15 protein-coding genes and 1 pseudogene are annotated in these 18,686 nt (G+C 68.2%); 9 read left to right on the top strand and 7 right to left on the bottom strand.

Translation table 11 applies throughout. The annotated features are described in order from the left end of the window. Positions 1-132 precede the first annotated feature (132 nt). The 3 genes from J4H86_RS23665 to J4H86_RS23655 form a co-directional block, all read right to left on the bottom strand. The gene (locus J4H86_RS23665; protein WP_236540465.1) at positions 133-2,238 is read right to left on the bottom strand and encodes a dipeptide ABC transporter ATP-binding protein; all 2,106 of its coding nucleotides are present in this window, start codon (positions 2,236-2,238) and stop codon (positions 133-135) included. Next, positions 2,235-3,104 (bottom strand): ABC transporter permease, encoded by an 870-nt coding sequence (locus J4H86_RS23660; RefSeq protein ID WP_236540463.1) that lies wholly within the window; start codon positions 3,102-3,104, stop codon positions 2,235-2,237. The genes J4H86_RS23665 and J4H86_RS23660 overlap by 4 nt, the downstream gene beginning before the upstream one ends. A 435-nt stretch (positions 3,105-3,539) precedes the next feature. Next, positions 3,540-3,752, bottom strand: a complete 213-nt coding sequence (locus tag J4H86_RS23655; protein ID WP_236540462.1) for a hypothetical protein — start codon at positions 3,750-3,752, stop codon at positions 3,540-3,542. A 279-nt stretch (positions 3,753-4,031) separates the two neighbouring features. On the opposite strand from J4H86_RS23655, the gene J4H86_RS23650 reads away from it, so the two are divergent. Continuing rightward, positions 4,032-4,928, top strand: a complete 897-nt coding sequence (locus tag J4H86_RS23650) for a helix-turn-helix domain-containing protein (protein WP_236540460.1) — start codon at positions 4,032-4,034, stop codon at positions 4,926-4,928. A gap of 360 nt (positions 4,929-5,288) precedes the next feature. Then, entirely contained in the window at positions 5,289-5,795 is a 507-nt protein-coding gene (locus J4H86_RS23645) for an ATP-binding protein (RefSeq protein WP_236540459.1), read from the top strand. 138 nt (positions 5,796-5,933) lie between these two features. Here J4H86_RS23645 and cmtR read toward each other — a convergent pair whose 3' ends face one another. Next, positions 5,934-6,281, bottom strand: coding sequence for a Cd(II)/Pb(II)-sensing metalloregulatory transcriptional regulator CmtR (cmtR, locus tag J4H86_RS23640; protein ID WP_236540458.1), 348 nt, complete (start codon positions 6,279-6,281; stop codon positions 5,934-5,936). An 85-nt stretch (positions 6,282-6,366) separates the two neighbouring features. Here cmtR and J4H86_RS23635 point away from each other — a divergent pair, with 85 nt between their 5' ends. From J4H86_RS23635 to J4H86_RS23625, 3 genes are all read left to right on the top strand, one after another. After that, the gene (locus J4H86_RS23635; RefSeq protein ID WP_236540456.1) at positions 6,367-7,278 is read left to right on the top strand and encodes a cation diffusion facilitator family transporter; all 912 of its coding nucleotides are present in this window, start codon (positions 6,367-6,369) and stop codon (positions 7,276-7,278) included. A gap of 118 nt (positions 7,279-7,396) precedes the next feature. After that, the gene (locus tag J4H86_RS23630; RefSeq protein WP_236540454.1) at positions 7,397-8,818 is read left to right on the top strand and encodes a TrkH family potassium uptake protein; all 1,422 of its coding nucleotides are present in this window, start codon (positions 7,397-7,399) and stop codon (positions 8,816-8,818) included. 19 nt (positions 8,819-8,837) lie between these two features. Next, positions 8,838-9,515, top strand: a complete 678-nt coding sequence (locus J4H86_RS23625) for a potassium channel family protein (protein WP_236540452.1) — start codon at positions 8,838-8,840, stop codon at positions 9,513-9,515. Positions 9,516-9,582: 67 nt separating this feature from the next. Here the strand turns inward: J4H86_RS23625 and J4H86_RS23620 are convergent. After that, positions 9,583-10,928, bottom strand: a pseudogene (locus J4H86_RS23620) (MFS transporter). Positions 10,929-11,562: 634 nt separating this feature from the next. On the opposite strand from J4H86_RS23620, the gene J4H86_RS23615 reads away from it, so the two are divergent. The 4 genes from J4H86_RS23615 (at position 11,563) to J4H86_RS23600 (ending at position 16,681) form a co-directional block, all read left to right on the top strand. After that, on the top strand, positions 11,563-12,435 hold the full coding sequence (locus J4H86_RS23615; protein WP_236540450.1) for a metal ABC transporter substrate-binding protein: 873 nt from the start codon (positions 11,563-11,565) through the stop codon (positions 12,433-12,435). Between the two features lie 617 nt (positions 12,436-13,052). Beyond that, on the top strand, positions 13,053-13,964 hold the full coding sequence (locus tag J4H86_RS23610) for a tetratricopeptide repeat protein (RefSeq protein WP_236540448.1): 912 nt from the start codon (positions 13,053-13,055) through the stop codon (positions 13,962-13,964). A 61-nt stretch (positions 13,965-14,025) separates the two neighbouring features. Beyond that, the gene (locus J4H86_RS23605) at positions 14,026-15,534 is read left to right on the top strand and encodes an Hsp70 family protein (RefSeq protein WP_236540447.1); all 1,509 of its coding nucleotides are present in this window, start codon (positions 14,026-14,028) and stop codon (positions 15,532-15,534) included. Between the two features lie 247 nt (positions 15,535-15,781). Then, a complete protein-coding gene (locus tag J4H86_RS23600; protein WP_236540445.1) occupies positions 15,782-16,681 on the top strand; it encodes a DedA family protein in 900 nt (299 codons plus the stop codon). A gap of 63 nt (positions 16,682-16,744) precedes the next feature. On the opposite strand, the gene J4H86_RS23595 is transcribed toward J4H86_RS23600, so the two are convergent. Continuing rightward, positions 16,745-17,647 carry a pseudouridine-5'-phosphate glycosidase gene (locus tag J4H86_RS23595; protein ID WP_236540443.1) on the bottom strand — a complete coding sequence of 301 codons (903 nt, stop codon included), beginning with the start codon at positions 17,645-17,647 and terminating at the stop codon, positions 16,745-16,747. Then, positions 17,644-18,531, bottom strand: a complete 888-nt coding sequence (locus J4H86_RS23590; RefSeq protein ID WP_269134497.1) for a carbohydrate kinase family protein — start codon at positions 18,529-18,531, stop codon at positions 17,644-17,646. Before J4H86_RS23590 ends, J4H86_RS23595 begins: the two co-directional genes overlap by 4 nt. Positions 18,532-18,686: the final 155 nt, after the last annotated feature.

Raw genomic sequence — 18,686 nt, 5'->3', positions numbered from 1 at the left:
CCCGTCCCCCGAACGATGTGAACACCCGTTCCGGACCACCCTATTAGATCCAAATCGCGCCGTACTGCGCCAACCAGGAATGAATTGCCCGCTTCCAGGTCCCCGACGACCGCGTGGCGGATCGGACCTCGTCTAGGGGACGTAGTGGCAGGCGGCGGAGTGGCCGGACTCCGGGACGGCGGACGGCGCCCGGGGGACTACGGTGCGGCACAGGCGGGCCGAGCCCTCGGGCAGTGCGGCGTAACGACCACATGTGGACCAGAAGCGACAGCCGGTGTCCTCCGCGGGGGCGTGTTGTCCGTCCACCGTGGCGTCGGGTGGGGGCTCGGCGTCCGCCCGCGCCTCCCTCCCGTCACGCTGCCGGGGTCTCGCCGGGCGGGCGTCGTCGGATGCGCGAACCAGGGCACGGGTGTGGGGATGCCGCCCGCGTTCCAGCACGGTGTCCGTTGGCCCGGTCTCCACGATCCGGCCGCGGTGCATCACCGCGAGGCGGTCCGCTACCTGGCGAACCACGGCGAGGTCGTGGGAGACCATGAGGTAGGAGAGACCGAGGCGGTCCTTGAGCCCGTCCAGGAGGCCGAGGATTCCGGCCTGGACTGAGACGTCCAGGCCAGAAACCGGCTCGTCCAGGACCAGGACGCTGGGACGGAGCGCCACCGCGCGGGCGATCGCCACGCGCTGCCGCATCCCCGACGAGAGGTCCTCCGGGTACCGGCCGGCGTCGTGGGCACTGAGTCCCACCAGGGTGAGCAGCTCCAACGCCCGGTCCTCGAAACGCACGTCGCGCCCCTCCCGCCTCAGCGCGTCACCGCGATGCGTGCGAAGGGGCTCCATCACGGTGTCGAGGATCCGCATCCGTGGGTCCAGCGACGCACCAGGGTCCTGCAACACGACCTGGACCTGGCGCCGCAGCCCGAACCTGTCTCTCCGGTTCAGCTCTCCCGTGTCGCGCCCCAGCACCTCGACCCGACCTCGCTGCGGCCGGTCGAACGAGAGGATCTCCCGGAGCAACGTGGTTTTCCCGCTACCCGACTCACCGGCCACGGCGAGCGTCTCCCCCTCACCGACCCGTAGGTGCACGCCATCGACCGCGACGGTTTCGGGGATACCGGGAAGCAGGGGCGACCACCGGGGCATCCCGACTGACCGGTAGCGCCGGACGAGCCCCTCGACCCGCAGGACCGCACGCCGCTCCCGGGGTGTCCCCCGGGGCGCTGACCGTGGTGCGGGACCGGAGGACGGGAAGATGTCGGTCGCCTTCGCCCCGGCGAACTCCTCGACCCGCCAGCACGCGGCACGTGACTCCTCCCCCGCACTCGTCATGGGTGGGGTCTCCGTGCCGCACCGGGAAACCGCCACCGGGCAGCGGTCCACGAACGAACATCCCGGAACATCCTCGACCGTGGTGGGTGGGGAGCCAGGCATCTGCACCAACTCCTCCTTGGCGCCCAGGCGGGGCCGGGCCGCCAACAGCCCGATGGTGTAGGGCATGCGTGGCTGTCGCAGCAGCCGGTGGGTCGGGCCTTCCTCGACGGCCCGACCTCCGTAGGTGACCAGAACCCGATCGGCGAGCCGACTGACCGCGCCCAGATCGTGGGTGATCAACACCAGCGAGGAGCGCTCGGATCGTCGGTCGGCGAGAAGCCGCAGTACGTGCTCCCGCATCGACGCGTCCACCGACGCCGTGGGCTCGTCGGCGATGATCACGGCGGGATCGTGCGCGAGGGCCATCGCGATGATGGCGCGTTGACGCATGCCGCCGGAGAGTTGGTGCGGCATGGCCGCGTACCAGCGCTCCGGGTCGGGGAACCGGACCCGGTCCAGCAGGGCACAGGCTCGTTCCCGCCGCTGCGCGCGGGAGAGGCCGGGATCGTGGACTCCGACCGCCTCGGCGATCTGTCGGCCCACGCCGTAGACCGGGGTGAGGGCGGCCAGCGGGTCGGCGGGCACCAGGGCGATGTCCTTGCCGCGGTGGGCGCTGAACTCGGCGTCGCTGAGGCCGAGAAGCTCCCGCTCTCCCAGTCGCACGGATCCGGTGACGCGTGCGTACTGCGGCAACAACCCCATCAGCGCGAGGGCCGCTGTGGTCTTCCCCGAGCCGGACTCCCCCACGATCCCCAGGATCTCTCCCGGGCGCACGGCGAAGTCCAGACCACGCAACGCACGCACCTCCGGCTGCCCCCGTCCCTGGGAGAACCCCACGTGGAGGTCGGTGACGGTGAGGGCTGGGGTGGTCATCGGCGGGTCCTCGGGTCCAGGGTGTCGCGCAGTCCGTCGCCGATGAGGTGCACGGCCAGGACGACCACGACCAGCAGGCCGGTGCAGAAGGCGAAGGTCCACGGATGGGTGATGGCGTGCGCGGAGCCGTCGGCGATCAAGGTGCCCAGGGAGACGTCCGGATAGCGCAGGCCGAACCCGAAGTAGGACAACGCGCTCTCCAGGACGATCGCGCCACTGACGTTCATCGTGACGTCGACCGTCAGCAACGGGGCGAGGTTGGGCATGATGTGGCGCAGCACTATGGTGTGGGACGGCACGCCCATATACCGCGCCGCCCGCACGTAGTCACGTTGGCGCAGCGACAGGGTCATGCTGCGCGCCATCCTCGCCGTGACCATCCACAGCAGTCCCGCGAGGAGCAGAACGAAGGTCACCCACCCGCCGCCCTGTGCCAGTGAGGCAAGCGTCGCGAGGATGAGGAACGGCGGCAGGATGAGCAGCAGGTCGGCGAGGCGCATGAACGCCCGGTCGGTGAGTCCGCCGTAGAACCCGGCCACCGCCCCGAGTACGCCGGCCACCGCGGTGGACAGAACAGCCACGGCCAGCCCCAGGACCAGCGATTTCCGCAACCCAACCAGGGTCGTCACGAACACGTCGCGCCCGGTGCTGTCCGTCCCCCACCAGTGCGACGCCGACGGCGGGGCGAGGAAGGCGTCGTAGTCCCGCTCCCCCGCTTCCCATGGCGCCACCATCGGCCCGAGCCATGCCGCCACGACCAGCATGACGAGCACGACCAGGCCGATGACCACACGGCGCCGGGCCAGCGCCATACGTACTGCACGCACGACACGGCCCGAGGGACGGTACTCCTGGATCACATTCATGGATGGGCGCCATCGTATTCACGTCATCGGACGCCCGCGGCCAATCGAGGCCATCCGTGGACAGGGGGCGACGCTCCGGCGCCCCGAGGTCCGCGACTGACCGCTCCGGGCGGACGACCGGGAACGGCAGAGGATCCACACCGCGACCGTCTCAAGGGGGTGGAAGCGGGGTGTCACCCACGCGCCTCGAAGTGGGTGACACCCCAGCGACCGGCCGCAGGGCGCACGCCTGCCCTGCCTCTCCCCGGCTGGCCCTCCCTGGCCGACCAATGCCGGCCGGTCGCGCCCGGGACCGTCCCACTGGGCCGCGGGCTTGGCGGGACGGGGAGGCGCACACCGTATGGACACCGGAACGATGTGCGGTCCCCGCCCCTGGATTGTCGCCCTGTCGAGTTCACGCGCGGTCTCGATCTGCTCGCAGGGCGACGTCGGTGGCTATGTCGCCGGTCCGACTCCGCGAAGGTCGTTGTTCGTGGTCTCGTCCGCCACTTCGGTCAGGCTCCGTAGTTGCGCGTTGAGCTCGCTGACCTGGGCACTGTTGCGGTCGGATTGGCGGCTCATCGCGGATGTGGCCGCGCTCCAGACGAAGACCCAGGCCACGGCGAACCCGCAGGCAAAAGATGCGATCGCCATCAGAACTATCGCCATGGTCTTCTCCTCCCGAGCACTCGACGCTCGCTGTTCTCTCGTCCCGTCGGTATCGGACCGGACTCTGAGAACCGTCGCCTGAACCGTGGTGCGCGATCACCTGTTCCCCGATCCTCGCCCCCACGGCGATTCGCGATTTGTCGTCCCTCTGTTCAGTTGTCCGTCCCAAGTTCCTGTCCGTTCTCCCTAATGCAAGTACACTGCTTTCCACATCGGCTTGCCTATAAGGCAAAGGTGGCAAGCAAGCAGCAAAGCACTCGGTTCCCAGGAGGCTCACTGGTGAGCGGGTCGAACCGGCAGCCACACAGCGACGAGCACTACCGGCTGGGCCAGGCCCTGCGCGCATACCGCACCGCCGCCGGGGTTACGACCCGCGGCATTCCGGAATATTCATCCGGCCATATCTCGAATGTGGAGAATGGGCACGTCACACCGTCGCGGGAATTCATCGAGCTCTACGCGCTGCGCTTCGGCGGCGAACACGGACGGCTGCTGGATGAGTTCGCCCGCCTGAAATCAACGACTGAACAGCGCCGACGTGCGCACCGAATCTCCGCGAAACCGTCAATGTCCGATCCACCGGCGATCACCGAGAGTTCCGACATCTCGGTGATTCGCTCCGCGTATCAGGTGCGCGACTACGAGATCGTGTATCGCCTGGACGCTCAAGGGGTGATCCGGGAGACACATGCCATCCGACGCATCCAGGCCATCCATCCGGGGGTCTCCCTGGCGAGCGCGATGTTCAACTATCCCGCCGACACCAACCCCGACACGATCACCCTGCACGCGGGCACGGGATGCGAGCTGGTCCGCAGCGAGTCCAGCATCCGCGGATACCTGACCGCGGTCCTACGCCTCCCCCGCGAGCTGAACCCCTCGGACGACCGACCGCACTGGCTGTCTTACAGCATCAAGAACACGAGCCAGATCCCCGCCCATCCGGTGATCAGCTACTACGGCCGCCCCTCGGTGGGTCGTTACGCCGTGCGCCTCTGCTTCACCGAGCCGGCCCTCCCGCGGCGGGTGTGGCGGTTCCGCGGCTCGGAGCCGACGATCGCCGACGCGGCTCCGCTGCCCGAGCAGTACCTCGAGCACAGCCCCGCCGGCTTCTACCACTGGGACTTCCACAACCTCGATCGCGAGCACGTGGGGCTCGCCTGGTCATGGCACTGACCATCTCCGCCCGCCCGCCGCCAACACCACCGATCGTGAACCGACCGGCCGGCACCTTCGCTCAGCGGGATCACCGGCCGGGCCCCCGTCCTCCGCGGAACGTGGCAGACAGCGACTCACCGTTCGACGACACAACACGACGCACGAAGTCGCCAGCGACACAGGGTGTGTCGATATGCGCGCTTTGACACTGGGATACCCAAGACCACCAGAAACCGCTTCTGTATCCTGCTGTGAGTAGAAAACCCGCTAGGCGCATCCGTGGACCGGTTCACCGTTCCGCCCGTTCTCCCAGAGCGTGTTCGTGAACCCGTCGCACGGCCCGCGCCGTACCAACGCCCCCTGGGGAGTGTCCAGCGAATGCGTGATCGCCAGACACCACCGTCCCCCCAGACGGTCGAGACCGACAACGACGACGATCCGCGGCCGGATACCCGGCATCGGAGCCGTCGTCGATTTCCCGGACTGCCGAGCCAGGTGAAACACGCGCGGCGGTTCGTCGCACGGTGCCTGGGTGACCTCCCAGAGGCGGACACCGCCATCCTGCTCACCAGCGAGGTCGTCACCAACGCGGTCGTTCACTCCGATTCCGGAGCACCGGGCGGCAAGTTCGACATCGCGGTGATCGTCGGTGACGGCCACGTGCGCGTGGAGGTCGGCGACTCCGGGAGCAGCAGCGTCCCCGTACCGCAGGAGCGCGACGCCTTCGACATCGCGGACCACGGGCGTGGCCTGGACCTGGTGGAGGCCCTGTCCGCCCGGTGGGGCACCGCCGATCGGGACTACGGCCGGATGGTGTGGTTCGAACTCCGTACACAGGTGTCCGGCTCGCGCGGCGAGGGCCCGGCGGGTTCCTCCACGACGTGAGCGCGCTCCGGCCCCCGGACCGTCCCCACGCCACGCCCGAGATCGGATCGGTTGGCACACCGCCCCCGGCGCACCCCCGAGGTCCCGGCAACACCCAGTCCCGGCATGGGAGCGTGCCGGGCAGTGGGGTGGGGAACGCTAGGAGGCGGCGTCGGCCACCGCGTTCTCCTGCCGGTGCGGACCGGGGTGAGGGACGGAGTCGCCCCACACCACGGACAACAGGTCCTCCAGCGCGTGGGCGAGTCGGTCGTCGACCAGGCGGTAGCTGACCTGGCGGCCCTGCGGTTCGGTCGCCACGACTCCACAGTCACGCAGGCAGGACAGGTGGTTCGAGACGTTCTGCCTGGTGAGACCCAACTGCTCGGCGAGCCGTCCAGGGTAACTGGGCCCATCGAGCAACGCGAGTAGAAGGCGACACCGGGTGGGGTCCCCCAACGCCCGACCGAGGCGCTGGATGGCGGCGAGACGCTGCTCGGTTGTCAACATGGAACCACTGTACAAGTTTTGCTTTATCGACAGCCTGGAGTGTATAAACAGTAGAGACTGAACTATCCCAGATCGGAGGCGCAAGGTGTCCAGCGGTCACGACCATGGAGAACGCACCGCGGCGCATGAGCATCGTGGACGGTTGGCGATCGTCCTCGGCCTCATGCTGTTCATCGCTGTCGTGCAGGTCATCGGAAGCGGGTTCTCCAGCAGCCTCGCCCTGCTGGCCGACGCCGGCCACAGCCTGGCCGACTCGGCGGGGGTCGCGCTCGCCCTCTTCGCCGTCTGGCTGGGCAGTCGCCCGTTCTCGACGAAGCGCACCTTCGGTCTACAGCGGGCGGAGATCCTCGCGGCGGCGGCCAACGCGTTGATCCTCTTCGCCCTGTGTGCCTTCGTGGTGTACGAGGCGGTCAAGCGGGTCATGTCGCCGGAACCGGTCACCGGACCGATCATGGTCGCGGTCGCGACCTTCGGCCTGGTGGGCAACCTCATCGGCATGATGCTGCTCCGCAAGGGCAAGGACAAGAGCCTGAACCTCCGGGGCGCCTACCTCGAGGTGTTCAGCGACATGCTCACCTCCCTCGGCGTGATCATCGCCGCCGTCGTCATCTGGACCACCGGCTGGCACCAAGCCGACTCCGTCGCCTCCCTCCTCATCGCCGCGATCATCGTCCCCCGTGCGTGGCGCCTCCTCAGCGAAGCAGTCCACGTCCTGCTCGAGGCCACCCCCCGCAACGTGGACCTGGAGGTCGTGCGCGACCACATGCTGTCCCAGCCTGGAGTAGTCGACATCCACGACCTGCACGCGTGGACCATCACTTCCGGCGTCCCCGTCATGTCGGCCCACGTCGTGGTCCGCGAGGAGGTACTGGCGGACTGCGGCAAGATCCTGGACGACCTCCACGCGTGCCTGTCCGGTCACTTCGACATGGCGCACTCCACACTGCAGATCGAACCGGAGGGACACGTCGACCACGAAGGGGCCAGACACACCTGACCGGGCGCGGGGGGAAGAGGTCGATCCGTAGGGGGAGTCACCTGGCCTTCTCGGCGTCCCACGCGCTACCTTCGAGCACTGTGCACCTGACCCACACGGCTCCAGGCGAGTCATCCCGATGAGGACTCTGGGTTCCCTCCGGGATCGATTCCTCGCCTGGGGCCATCGTCTTCGTCGCCCCGGTCTCGGCGGCACCGGCGATATCAACCGGCACCGCTTCATGCGTCCCGCCCTGGCCGTCGTGGTGGGGTTCGCGGGCGTGATCGTCGTCAGCGCGCTGGTGCTGATGCTGCCGGTGATGAACGCGGACGGCGAATCGACTTCCTTCGTGTCCGCGCTGTTCACGGCGACGTCGGCCGTGTGCGTCGTGGGGCTGGCCGTCCTGGACACCGGGACCCACTGGTCGTTGCCCGGCCAGATCTTCCTGGTCTTCCTGATGCAGATCGGCGGCCTGGGCATCATGACGCTGACAGCGCTCCTCGCGCTGTTGGTCATCGGCCGCTTCGGTCTCCGGGCGCGCCTGCGCTTCCAACAGGAGACCCGCGCGTTCAACGTAAGCGACTCGATGCCCAGGATCGTGCTCCGCATCCTGAAGATGAGCCTCTTCTTCGAGGTCCTGATCGCGCTGCCTATGTGCGTACGCCTGTGGCTCTCCTACGACAAGTCGTTCGGCGAGGGCCTGTGGATCGGGGTCTTCCACGCCGTGGCGTCCTTCAACAACGCGGGACTTTCGCTCTTCCGAGACAGTCTCACCCGGTACAACGACGACCCCTGGATCCTCGTCCCGGCCATGCTCGGCATCATCATCGGTGGGATCGGTGTACCGGTGCTGCTGGAGCTGCGTCGGCGCCTCGTCCACCAGCGGCTGTGGAGCCTGCACACCAAACTGACCGTGTACACCACGGTCTTCCTGCTGGTGGGAGGCATCGGGGCGATCACGACCATGGAGTGGACCAACCCCGCGACGCTGGGCCCGATGCAGTGGCCGCAGAAACTCCTGGTCGGAGCCTTCCACGGGGTCACCCCGCGCAGTGGTGGGCTGAACGCCATCGACACCGGTGCGATGAACGACTCTTCGGTGTTCGCCACGATGATGCTCATGTTCGTCGGTGGTGGCAGCGGCGGCACGGCGGGTGGCATCAAGGTGACCACCTTCGCCGTGCTGTGGATCGTGGTGTGGACCGAGATGCGTGGCCACCCGAACCCGCACGCGGCCGGTCGTCGCCTCACCCCCGACGTGGTTCGGCAGTCGCTGGCACTGACCTTTCTCTCGATGACCCTGGTGTGCGGCACGGTGATCGCCCTGCTCGCCGTCACCCCGTTCACCCTGCAGGAGGTGATGTTCGAGGCGATCTCCGCCGGTGGGGTCGTGGGACTCTCCTTGGGGATCACCGGCGACCTACCTCCTGTGGCCCAGGCGATCCTGGTTCCGGTCATGTTCGCCGGTCGCCTCGGGCCGATCACCGTCGCTTCCGCACTCGCGTTGCGGTACCGCACCCGCCGCTACGAGCTGCCCGAGGGCCGCCCCGTCATCGGCTGACGACATTGAGGAGGGCACAGTGCCCCGCAGGAACAAGGAAAAGGACGACAAGCGCGCGCTCGTGATCGGGCTCGGGCGGTTTGGCGGCTCGTTGGCCCGGGAGCTCGTCAACGACGGGTGGGAGGTGATGGGGGTCGACACCAACGCCCGCCGGGTCCAGGCGCAGAGCGACATCCTGACCCAGAGCGTCGTCGCCGACACCACCGACGACGAGACGCTGCGCCAGATCGGTGCCCCCGACTTCAGCCGAGCCGTGGTCGCCATCGGCTCACATCTGGAGGAGAGCATCCTGACCACCTCCCTGCTCGTGGACCTCGGGGTCAGCCACATCTGGGCCAAGGCCACCAGCCGCCGGCACGCCCGCATCCTGCACCAGATCGGCGCCCACCATGTGGTGCTGCCCGAGCACGACATGGGTGAGCGGGTGGCGCACCTGGTGTCGGGAAGGATGCTGGACTTCGTGGAGATCGACGAGGACTTCGCGCTCGGCAGCACGGAGGCCCCGCAGTTCATCGTCGGCCACAAGCTCGGCGAGACGGGGTTGCGCGGCAAGTACCGGATCACCATCGTCAGCATCAAGCGGCGCGGGGGCGCCTTCACCTACGCGACCGCCGAGACGGTCCCCAAACAGGGCGACATCGTGATCGCCGCGGGAAGCATCCGCGACGTCGAACGCTTCGCCAGCCTGGAGAAATGACTGTGGGGGCGCCGATCGGCGCCCCCACGGTCATCGTTGTCCTGAGGTCCACGTCCTCGTGGGGCAATCAGCCCACCGGTTCGGGTGCGCCTCCCCTTTCGTCCCCGGCGTCGTCCGGCTGCTCAGGAGCGTCCGATCCGTCGGCGTCGTCGGAGGCGGGCGCGTGCCGGCCGCGCAGGAGCGCGACCCCGGCGATCGCGATTCCGGCCGTCACCAGGGCGAGCACTCCCGCAGCGGTCTGTAGTCCGCTTGAGAACGCGTCCTGGCTCACCCGGAGCATTTGGTCCGCTGCGTCGGCGGGGAGGTCCGAGGCGACGGCAGCCGCGTTGCCCACGCCCTCGCGGGCGGAGTCCACGGCATCGCTCGGAATCCCGGGAAGGTTCGACTCGGTGACCTGGGCACGGTAGACGGCGGCGCTCAGGCTGCCGATCACCGCGATTCCCAGGGCGATCCCGAGCTCGTTACCTGTCTCAGCCATCCCCGAGGCGGTACCGGCGCGCTCCCGTGGAGCACTGGCGAGGATCATGTCGTAGACGAGCACCATCCCGAGGTTGATGCCAAAGCTGGTCAGAGTGAAGCCGACCACGGTCCAGCCGAGTCCGCCGGGGAGGATCAGCAGGAAGCCGCCGGCCGCGAGGCCGAAACCGAAGGCGAGACCGTAAACCTGGGAGGTGAGTCGGGCGACCCGGGGCGCCATCAGGGATCCGACGATTCCCATCAACAAGGGACCCACCGTCCACAGCCCCGCCTCCAGGGGAGACATCCCGACGACCAGCTGGAGGTATTGCATGATGAGGAACTGGATCGCTCCCTGCGCGAAGAGGCCGAGGGTCTGGGAGGCCAGGGAGACGCTGAACGGACGACGGCGGAAGAGTTCGACGTCGATCAGCGGCCGGGTGAGGATGCGCTGCCGGCGCAGGAAGACCACGCCCACGGCGAAGCCCGCCACGATCATCAGAATCGGGAGGACCTGCGGTCCGTACTTCGCGAGTTCCTTGATCCCGTAGACGATCGGGAGAAGCGTGGCCATCGAGAGCAACACGCTGAACAGGTCGGCCCGACCGGCGTTCTCCGGGTCCTTGAACTCGGGCACGAGTGCTGGAGCGGCCACCAGCATCAGCACCATCACGGGGACGGCGATGAGGAACACCGACCCCCACCAGAAGTGCTCCAGCAGCGCTCCCCGACCAGCGGACCGGCCGCGGCCCCGAAGGAGAATCTGGTGGTCCACAGCGCGATGGCGATCCTGCGCTGGACGGGGTTCCGGAACATGTTGGTCAGCAGCGCCAGTGTGGAGGGCAGCAACGTCGCGCCCGTCAGACCGAGCAAGGCCCGGGCAGCGATCAGCATGGCGGGACTGGTGGAGAGAGCGGCCAGGATGGACGCCCCGGCGAAAAGCACACCACCGATCATCAACAGCGATCATCAACAGTCGGCGCCGACCGGCACGGTCCCCGATGGTGCCCATCGTGACCAGGAGGCCGGCGATCGCGAAACCGTAGATGGCGACGATTCAGAGCAGCTCGCTGCTGCTGGGTTGGAGCGCAGCCGCGAGGTGGGGCGTCGCGAGGTGCAGCACCGTCATATCCATCGAGATGATCGTCGCTGGCAGCACAAGTGCCACGAGACCAAGCCAGGTACGCGGCCCAGCGCGGGGGCGGTGGTGTCCATCATGTGTCCTTCTGGGTCAGGGCAACAGCCGGGGTTCAGGGGGGAGGTGCGAAACGGTGCGACCGGCACCGTTTTCGAACAGTCAGCAGGCTAACCCCAAAACCGATCATTGATCCGTGTGGGTCCGACGCGAACCCGCGCCGCTTCGAACACGATGAACACTAAAAGTTCAATTGAACTTGATGTCAATGCAGCACCGCAGACGCCTTCGGGTCGCGGCAACGGACCCCACCGAACCGCACCGATCACTCGACCCCGCTTCACCCCCGGAGTGCGAGCCGACCAGGATGGGCCGATTCCGGCCAATGCCACGGACGACGACCCCACCGAAACCGACAAATTGACAACCGTTTTCATTGTCCGGATGATGGAGTTCATGCGAACCCTGGGAGCGGCGGGCGCCGTCGTGGCACTGCTGGCGGTGGTGGGCTGCGGTGATGACACGGAGGCCGACGGAATCTCCGTATACACCAGCGTGTACCCACTGGAGTGGTTGACGGCAGAGCTGGCCGGTGACCAGGCGACGGTCACCAACCTGACCGAACCGGGGACGGATCCGCATGACCTGGAGCTCTCACCACGGCAGGTGGGTGAGATGGGTGAGGCCGACCTCGTCGTCTACATCTCGGGAATGCAGCCGGCGGTCGACGAGGCCGTGGCCGAACAGGCGCCGGAGCACAGTCTCGACATCGCCGACGTCGTGGAGCTGCGCACCGTCCCCGACGACGAGGGCGGCGGGCTCGACCCCCACATGTGGCTCGACCCGGAACGCTTCATCACCGCGGGCGAGGCCCTGAGTGACCGCCTCTCCGAGATCGACCCCGATGGAGAGTACGGCGCGGAGGCCGTGACCAACGAGCTGTCCGACCTCGACGCGGAATACCAGGCCGGACTGGCCGACTGTGCGCAACGCGCGTTCGTCGTCAGCCACGCGGCCTTCGGGTACCTGGCGGATCGCTACGACCTCGAACAGATCGCGATCAGCGGTATCGAGTCCGACTCCGAGCCGTCCCCCGCCAGAATCCGGGAGATCGCGTCGATCGTGGACGATCGCGACATCGACACGATCTACACCGAGACGCTCGCGAGCGCGCGGACGGCGGACATCATCGCCGAGGAGACCGGGGTGGAGACCTCCGTCCTGGACCCCTTGGAAGGCATCACCGAGGCCTCGCCCGGCGATGACTACCCCAGTGTCATGAGTGCCAACCTCAGCGAGCTGACCGCGCATCAGCGATGCTCCACATGACGGAGTAAGGTCGGAGCACGCGGCTCGTCCACCTCCGAACTGTCCCGACGGCATCTTCGGATAGCCGTGGAACGGACCAGTCTCTACACTCGTCTGAGTGAGTGTGCGGGCCGTGGGTGGACTGACCGCGTACCGGTCTCGATCGAGGGGGCAGCGCTTTGGACGACCATTACACGCTCCTCGGACTCGGCAGAAACGCCTCCCGAGAGGAGATCGCGAGCAAGTTCCGTTCGGAGCTGCGACTGTGGCAGCGACGTACGGCTGCCGCCGACCTCGAACGTCGACAAGAGGCTGAGCAACGGGTCGCCCAGTTGATGCAGGCCCGGGACGAGCTTCTGGGTCCACCCGACTCGTCCAGTACGACGTCCTCGTCTTCGTCCTCCTCGGCTCCGTCCCGCTCATCCTCGCCCCGGCCCACCCCCCGCGAGGCCCGGCGGCCCCGCTCTGGCACGACTCCGCCGACGCGGGACGCCCCCCGCCCCAGTTCCCGGACTCGACGCCGGCCCGCGGAAACCGCTCGTCGCCCCGCGCCCCGCCCCTCACCAGCGACGAACGACAGCAGTAATGCCGCCGACCTGCTGCGACAAGCGCGAGACCACCTCAGCGCCGGTCAGTTCATGAAGGCCAGCGAGGCGGCGCGGCACGCGCACAGCGTCCTCGGCCCCACCGCGGAGGTGTGGACACTTCAGGCCCGTGCGAGTGTCGGTCTGGGGCGGCAGCAGGACGCGGACTACGAGATCCGGCAGGCGATCGACGTCGCCGGTTCCGACGGTGGGCTCCTGATCGAGATCGGGGAGCTCTACCGCGAGATCGGCCAACCGAACGCCGCCCAGTCGATCTTCCAACGGGCCGTGAAGTCCAACGAAGCCGCCGTCCGTAACCAGGCCAACCGCGGCATCGCCGAACTGCACTTGGACGCCGGCCGGTTCCACGACGCCACCCTCGTCTTCGAACGCCTGGCGAAGGACACCGACAGCCCCGAGGACCGCAACCGCCTCGCAGGGGTCCTCGTGGCGCGAGCGGAGGAGACGCCGCGGGTACAGCGCGGAAGCCGATACGTGGTCACGTCGGAACACGAGATCCGCCGCATGCGTGACCTGCTGAACCGTGCCCAGGAACTGAGCGCCAACAACAAGCTCATCGCCCAGATCGAGAAGATCGAGCGCTACCTGCTCGCCTGTGAGAAACCCACCCGCACCGCACGGACCATGGGTGCCTACACCGCGATCATGGCGGGCTGGCTGGTGCCGGCGATCCTGCTGTCCTTCATCGTCGCCCAGGCGTCACTGGTCATGGGGCTCATCATTCTGTGCAGCGGGTTGGGCGCTGGGACCACCCACGTCCTCACCGAGTTCAACGCCGGTGCCCGCCCGCAGTGGAGTGTCAACGAACGACAGAACGCGTCCGCCACCCCGCGCGGCAACGTTCCCCTGCTGGAAGGCCCCACCCGGTGGATGCCCCGACGTGAAGTGACGGCTTCCTCGCGCCAGCGCGCCTGGCCGCAGCCAGCCAGCCGCAGCGGCTACTAGCCGCCGAGCCCGACCGGGTGACGACATTCCCCCTGGAGACTCAAAGCATGTGGAGAAACCCGTGACCAGGACCATCGGCATCGACCTCGGAACGACGTACTCTGCCGTCGCCACCTCCCTTGACGGCGTCGCCGAGATCCTGCCCAACCGCGACGGAGACCGACTCACCCCATCAGTCGTCGCCTTCGAGGGCGGCCAACCGCTCGTCGGCAAAGAGGCACGGAATCTCTCCACCTCCATGCCGGAGGACTACGTCGAGTTCGTGAAGCGCAAGATGGGGGAGTCGGGCCCGGAATACATCGACGAGAACGGCAAGGAGTACGGCCCGGAGCAGATCTCCGCCCTGCTCCTGCGTCGCCTCGCCGACGACGCGGCCGCCATCCTGGGTGAGGACGTGCGGGACGCGGTGATCACCGTCCCGGCGTACTTCGACGACGGCCGCCGGATGGCGACACGGGACGCCGCCGAGATCGCCGGTCTCAACCCCATGCGGCTCATCAACGAGCCCACCGCCGCGGGTATCGCCTACGGGCTGGACTTCCGCAAGAACGGGATGTTCCTCGTCTACGACCTCGGTGGCGGCACCTTCGACGCCACGTTGATGAAGGTCGAGAACAGCGACATCACCGTCCTTGCCACCGGCGGGGACCGCAACCTGGGCGGCTTCGACTTCGACAACAAGATCATGACCCACGTCGCCGCGAAGGTACTCGAGCAGGGCGGACCGCCAATGCTGTTCGACTCCGGTGGCGTCGAGGCGGAGCTGCGGCGCCAGTGTGAGGCGGCCAAGCGACGCCTGTCCCGTGCGACCACCACCAGCGTGCGCATGACCCTGGAGGGCAAGAACTACCAGGTGCCGTTGAGCCGCGCCACCTTCGAGGAGATCACCAACGGTCTGCTGACCCGCACCGAGATCACCTTGGAGGGGGTCCTCGACGACGCCGAGGCGAGCTGGGAACAGGTCGACCGAGTTCTGCTCATCGGCGGATCCACCCGCATGCCGATGATCAGCGACATGATCGAGCGGCTGTCCGGGCGCAAGCCCGACGGTGGGATCAACCCCGACGACGCGGTGGCCCTCGGGGCGGCGATGTACGCCGAGAGTCTGGCCCTGGGCGAGAGCAACGCCACCGAGATGGCGGCGCTCACCGTCCGCGACGTCACCTCCCACGCACTGGGCACCCCGGCGCTGGACGAGTCCGGTAACCGGGTGAACACCATCATCATCCCGCGCAACGCGCCGGTGCCCTGCCAGCGGGAGCGTGTCTACACCACGGTCGAGGACGGCCAACGTGTGGTGAACCTCGACGTCACCGAGGGGGACGACACCGAGCTCGACTACGTGACCGTGCTCAAGGGGGACAACATCCCACTCCCGCGCGGACTGCGTCGAGGCACCCGGCTGCAGGTGGTGATGGCCTACGACGTCGACGGCGTTATCCACGCCGAGGTGTTCCTGGAGGCCACCGGTGTCTCCCTCGGCGAGGTGCAACTCCACCGCGAGAACAACCTCACCCGCGAAGAGGTGAGCAACTACCGCGCCCAGCTCGCGGGAGTCGAGATCCTCTGACGGGACAGGGGCTCGCGGCGTGCTGCCCGGCGGGCAGTCCCGCGGGCCGCGCCGCTCCCCCACTCCGTCCTGGTCGGCTCCGCGCGGCTGACGCGGGTCCCCCACCGGACCGGTGTTCCCGGCCGCATGACCCCACACCACGGTGTGGGGTCATGACATCTGTCATCACGACGGCGTGCGAGGCCGCACACACGTCAGGTGATATCCGCCTCTGTCCCTTTTCTCCACGGCTGGAACACTTGAACGCATGACGGACTCCACTACCCAAGGCGACAACCCCGCCACGCCACCGCAGCAGGCCAGCGACCGCGAGGACGAGTTGGTGTCGCGGGACGAGGAGGACTCGTCGGAGAACCCGACTGGGGACGTTCCCGAGGCGTCCTCCGGTGGTGCCGGAGGTCCCGGCGTCCCCGAGGACTTCGACTGGAAGCAGCTCCTGCCCTGGGAGGGAACGCCCACTCGGCTCGACAAGGCGCTGTTGTGGAGTATCGCCGGGTTGTTCGTCTTCTTCATCGTCATGCTGCCGCTCCGCCCGTTCGTCATCGGCTCCAACCCGGTGCTGTTGCAGCTCATGACGGGAAGCCACGCGGCGACCGGGGTCGCCGCCGGGTTCGCGCGCATCGGTGAGATTCCGCTGTGGGTGGTGGTCGTCGCGGGCGTCGTCGGGACCGTGAAGTTCGATTTCCTGTTCTGGTGGACGGGTCGCCAGTGGGGCCACAAGATCGTCGACATGCTCGCTCCCACCCCGCGGGCCAAGAATCTCGCCGCCCGCGCCCAGCACCTCAATCCGTGGTGGATACGGATCGCGGTGATGCTGTCCTACCTGCCGGGGATCCCGATCGCCCTGGTCTTCGCGATCGCCGGCTGGACCCGGATGAGTCTGGTCTCGTTCCTGTTCTTCAACACTCTCGGCGCCACGATGGTCACGGGTGGGTTGGCCTGGTTGGGCTACTCGCTGGGGCAGAGCGCCGTCGACGTGGCGCTCGCCATCGACAACTACGCGCTGTGGATCAGTTTGGCCCTGATCGTCGCGATCGCGATGTGGCCCGCGATCAAGGCGAGCAGGGCCGCCGCGCGGGAGGAGAAGGAGAAGCAGCGCCACCAGCGGCAGGACGAGACAGTGGGCGTCGCCGCGGGCGACGACTGAGAACTGTGTTGCTGGTATGTGGCCGTGTTCCCGGGACAGAGCTACGGGAACACGGCCACGCCATCACGCGAAGGCGGTCGCGATCTCCGCGGCGACGTTCGCGTTGTTCTCCGCGAGCGCGAGGTTGGCGGGGATACTGGCCCCGTCGGTCCGCGCCTCGAGGCGGCTCAGTACGAACGGGGTGACGGCCGGACCGCTGATTCCGGCCTCCTCGCTCGCGCGCAACGCCTCGGCGATCTTCCGGTCGATCTCGTCCCCGTCCAGCTCCTCTTCCGAGGGGATCGGCACGGTGAGGAGTACGCCGGTGTCCGGGCGGACACGGTGTTCCAGTGTGGCGGCGACCTCCTCGGCCGCCTCCACCCGGTGCTGCACCCGAAGACCGGAGGATCGGGTGTAGAAGGCGGGGAAGTCGTCGTGCCTCCAGCCCAGCACGGGCACTCCCACGGTCTCCAGGTACTCCAGGGTGCGCGGTAGGTCGAGGAAGGCCTTCGCCCCCGCACTGACCGTGACGACAGGATGCTTGGCCAGGGCGTCGAGGTCGGCCGAGATGTCGCCGCTGAGCTCCACGCCACGGTGCACTCCCCCGATCCCGCCGGTGGCGAAGACCGAGATCCCGGCGTGGTGGGCGAGCGCGACGCTCGCCGAGACGGTCGTGACGCCCACGTCCCACCGCTGGGCCGCCGCCACGGACAGGTCGCGCTCGGCGACCTTGGCGGTACCGGCCAGGATCCGCTTCTCCTCACCCGGCTCCAGGCCGACCCGCCACTGACCGTCGAGGACGGCGGTGACGGCGGGCACCGCTCCTCGGGCCCGGATCGCCGCCTCGCAACGGGCGAGGGCCTCACCGTTGGCGGGCGCCGGCAGTCCGAGCGTGGAGAAGATGGTGGACTCCAGGGCCACCACCGCGGCCCCGTCCGCCACCGCGGCGCCCACTTCTTCGGAGAGCCGGATCGGCGTCGCTGTCACATGACCTCCCGTGTCGTTGGTGCTGCTGTCTGGGCCCCCGGTGTGGCCAACACTTGGGCGGCGAGGCGGTGTGCTCCCGCGACGGCTTCCTCGGAGGGTGCTCCGCCCAGGACGGCGGCGAGGTAACCGGCCGCGAAGGCGTCGCCGGCCCCTGTGGTGTCCCGGATCTCGGGTATCGGCGGTACCGGTGTCCGCGTCGTCCCGCGCGCGTCGATCACCGTGGTGGGCCGTGCCCCATCCTTGATCACCACGGTGGTCTCGGGGGTGGCGTCGGAGGCGTGCAGGTCGAGCAGCCGCGCCTCGTCCGCGTTGGCGAAGAGGATCGACGGCCGGAGGTCCCGCACCAGCTCCCGGAATCGGTCCACGCCGTACTCGCGCAGGGTGGTGGTGGAGGAGGCGTCGACGGAGGTGACGGCACCGCGGGCTCGGGCGCTCGACAGCAGGGCGACCGCCGTCTTCTCGCTGTCCGCGGTGGCGATGGTGTAGGCGGTGAGGTGCAGGCCGGAGATGCCGTTGATCCATTCCTCAGGGACGTCCCGCAACTCGGCGGAGGCCCCCCGGTCCGGAAACATCGTCCGTTCCCCGTCGACGTCGACCACCACGACGATGCACCCGGTGCGCCCCACCCGCTGGACTCGGACGTCCACCCCCGCCGCCGTCAACTGTCCGCACAACGAGGCTCCGAGTGGGTCATCCCCCACCCGACCGATGAATCGGGTGGAGACCAGCCCCGCGGCGAACTCCGCGACGTTGGCCGCGCTGCCGCCACGGCAACGGTGAATGACCGAAGGGTTGTCCGTCGCGAGACGCAGCGGCCCGGGAGACCAGACCACGACGTCTTCCAACAAGTCACCAACAACGGCAAGAACGGGGGGATCATGCACCCCCGCACAATACCGCGTGCCCCCAATCCACGGCTGGGTGGGGATTTCCTCGCTACCGCGGATCGATGCGCACCCCCATCGGTTGGATGGGGAGGAAACCTTGTGGGGGTGGAGAAGACTTGATGGGGGGCAGCGGTGTGGGGGTAGCGGTGTGG

The sequence above is a fragment of the Spiractinospora alimapuensis genome (assembly GCF_018437505.1).
GTDB lineage: Bacteria > Actinomycetota > Actinomycetes > Streptosporangiales > Streptosporangiaceae > Spiractinospora > Spiractinospora alimapuensis.
The sequence above is the reverse complement of the archived record's forward strand: the minus strand, read 5'-3'. Positions and strand labels throughout refer to the sequence as shown.

What these genes read in the sequence shown, in the direction of transcription:
- J4H86_RS23615 (WP_236540450.1), top strand. Translation starts at nt 11,563, where the DNA reads ATGCGAACCCTGGGAGCGGCGGGCGCCGTCGTGGCACTGCTGGCGGTG.
- cmtR (WP_236540458.1), bottom strand. Translation starts at nt 6,281, where the DNA reads ATGTTGACAACCGAGCAGCGTCTCGCCGCCATCCAGCGCCTCGGTCGG.
- J4H86_RS23655 (WP_236540462.1), bottom strand. Translation starts at nt 3,752, where the DNA reads ATGGCGATAGTTCTGATGGCGATCGCATCTTTTGCCTGCGGGTTCGCC.
- J4H86_RS23645 (WP_236540459.1), top strand. Translation starts at nt 5,289, where the DNA reads ATGCGTGATCGCCAGACACCACCGTCCCCCCAGACGGTCGAGACCGAC.
- J4H86_RS23610 (WP_236540448.1), top strand. Translation starts at nt 13,053, where the DNA reads ATGAAGGCCAGCGAGGCGGCGCGGCACGCGCACAGCGTCCTCGGCCCC.
- J4H86_RS23600 (WP_236540445.1), top strand. Translation starts at nt 15,782, where the DNA reads ATGACGGACTCCACTACCCAAGGCGACAACCCCGCCACGCCACCGCAG.
- J4H86_RS23660 (WP_236540463.1), bottom strand. Translation starts at nt 3,104, where the DNA reads ATGAATGTGATCCAGGAGTACCGTCCCTCGGGCCGTGTCGTGCGTGCA.
- J4H86_RS23630 (WP_236540454.1), top strand. Translation starts at nt 7,397, where the DNA reads ATGAGGACTCTGGGTTCCCTCCGGGATCGATTCCTCGCCTGGGGCCAT.
- J4H86_RS23665 (WP_236540465.1), bottom strand. Translation starts at nt 2,238, where the DNA reads ATGACCACCCCAGCCCTCACCGTCACCGACCTCCACGTGGGGTTCTCC.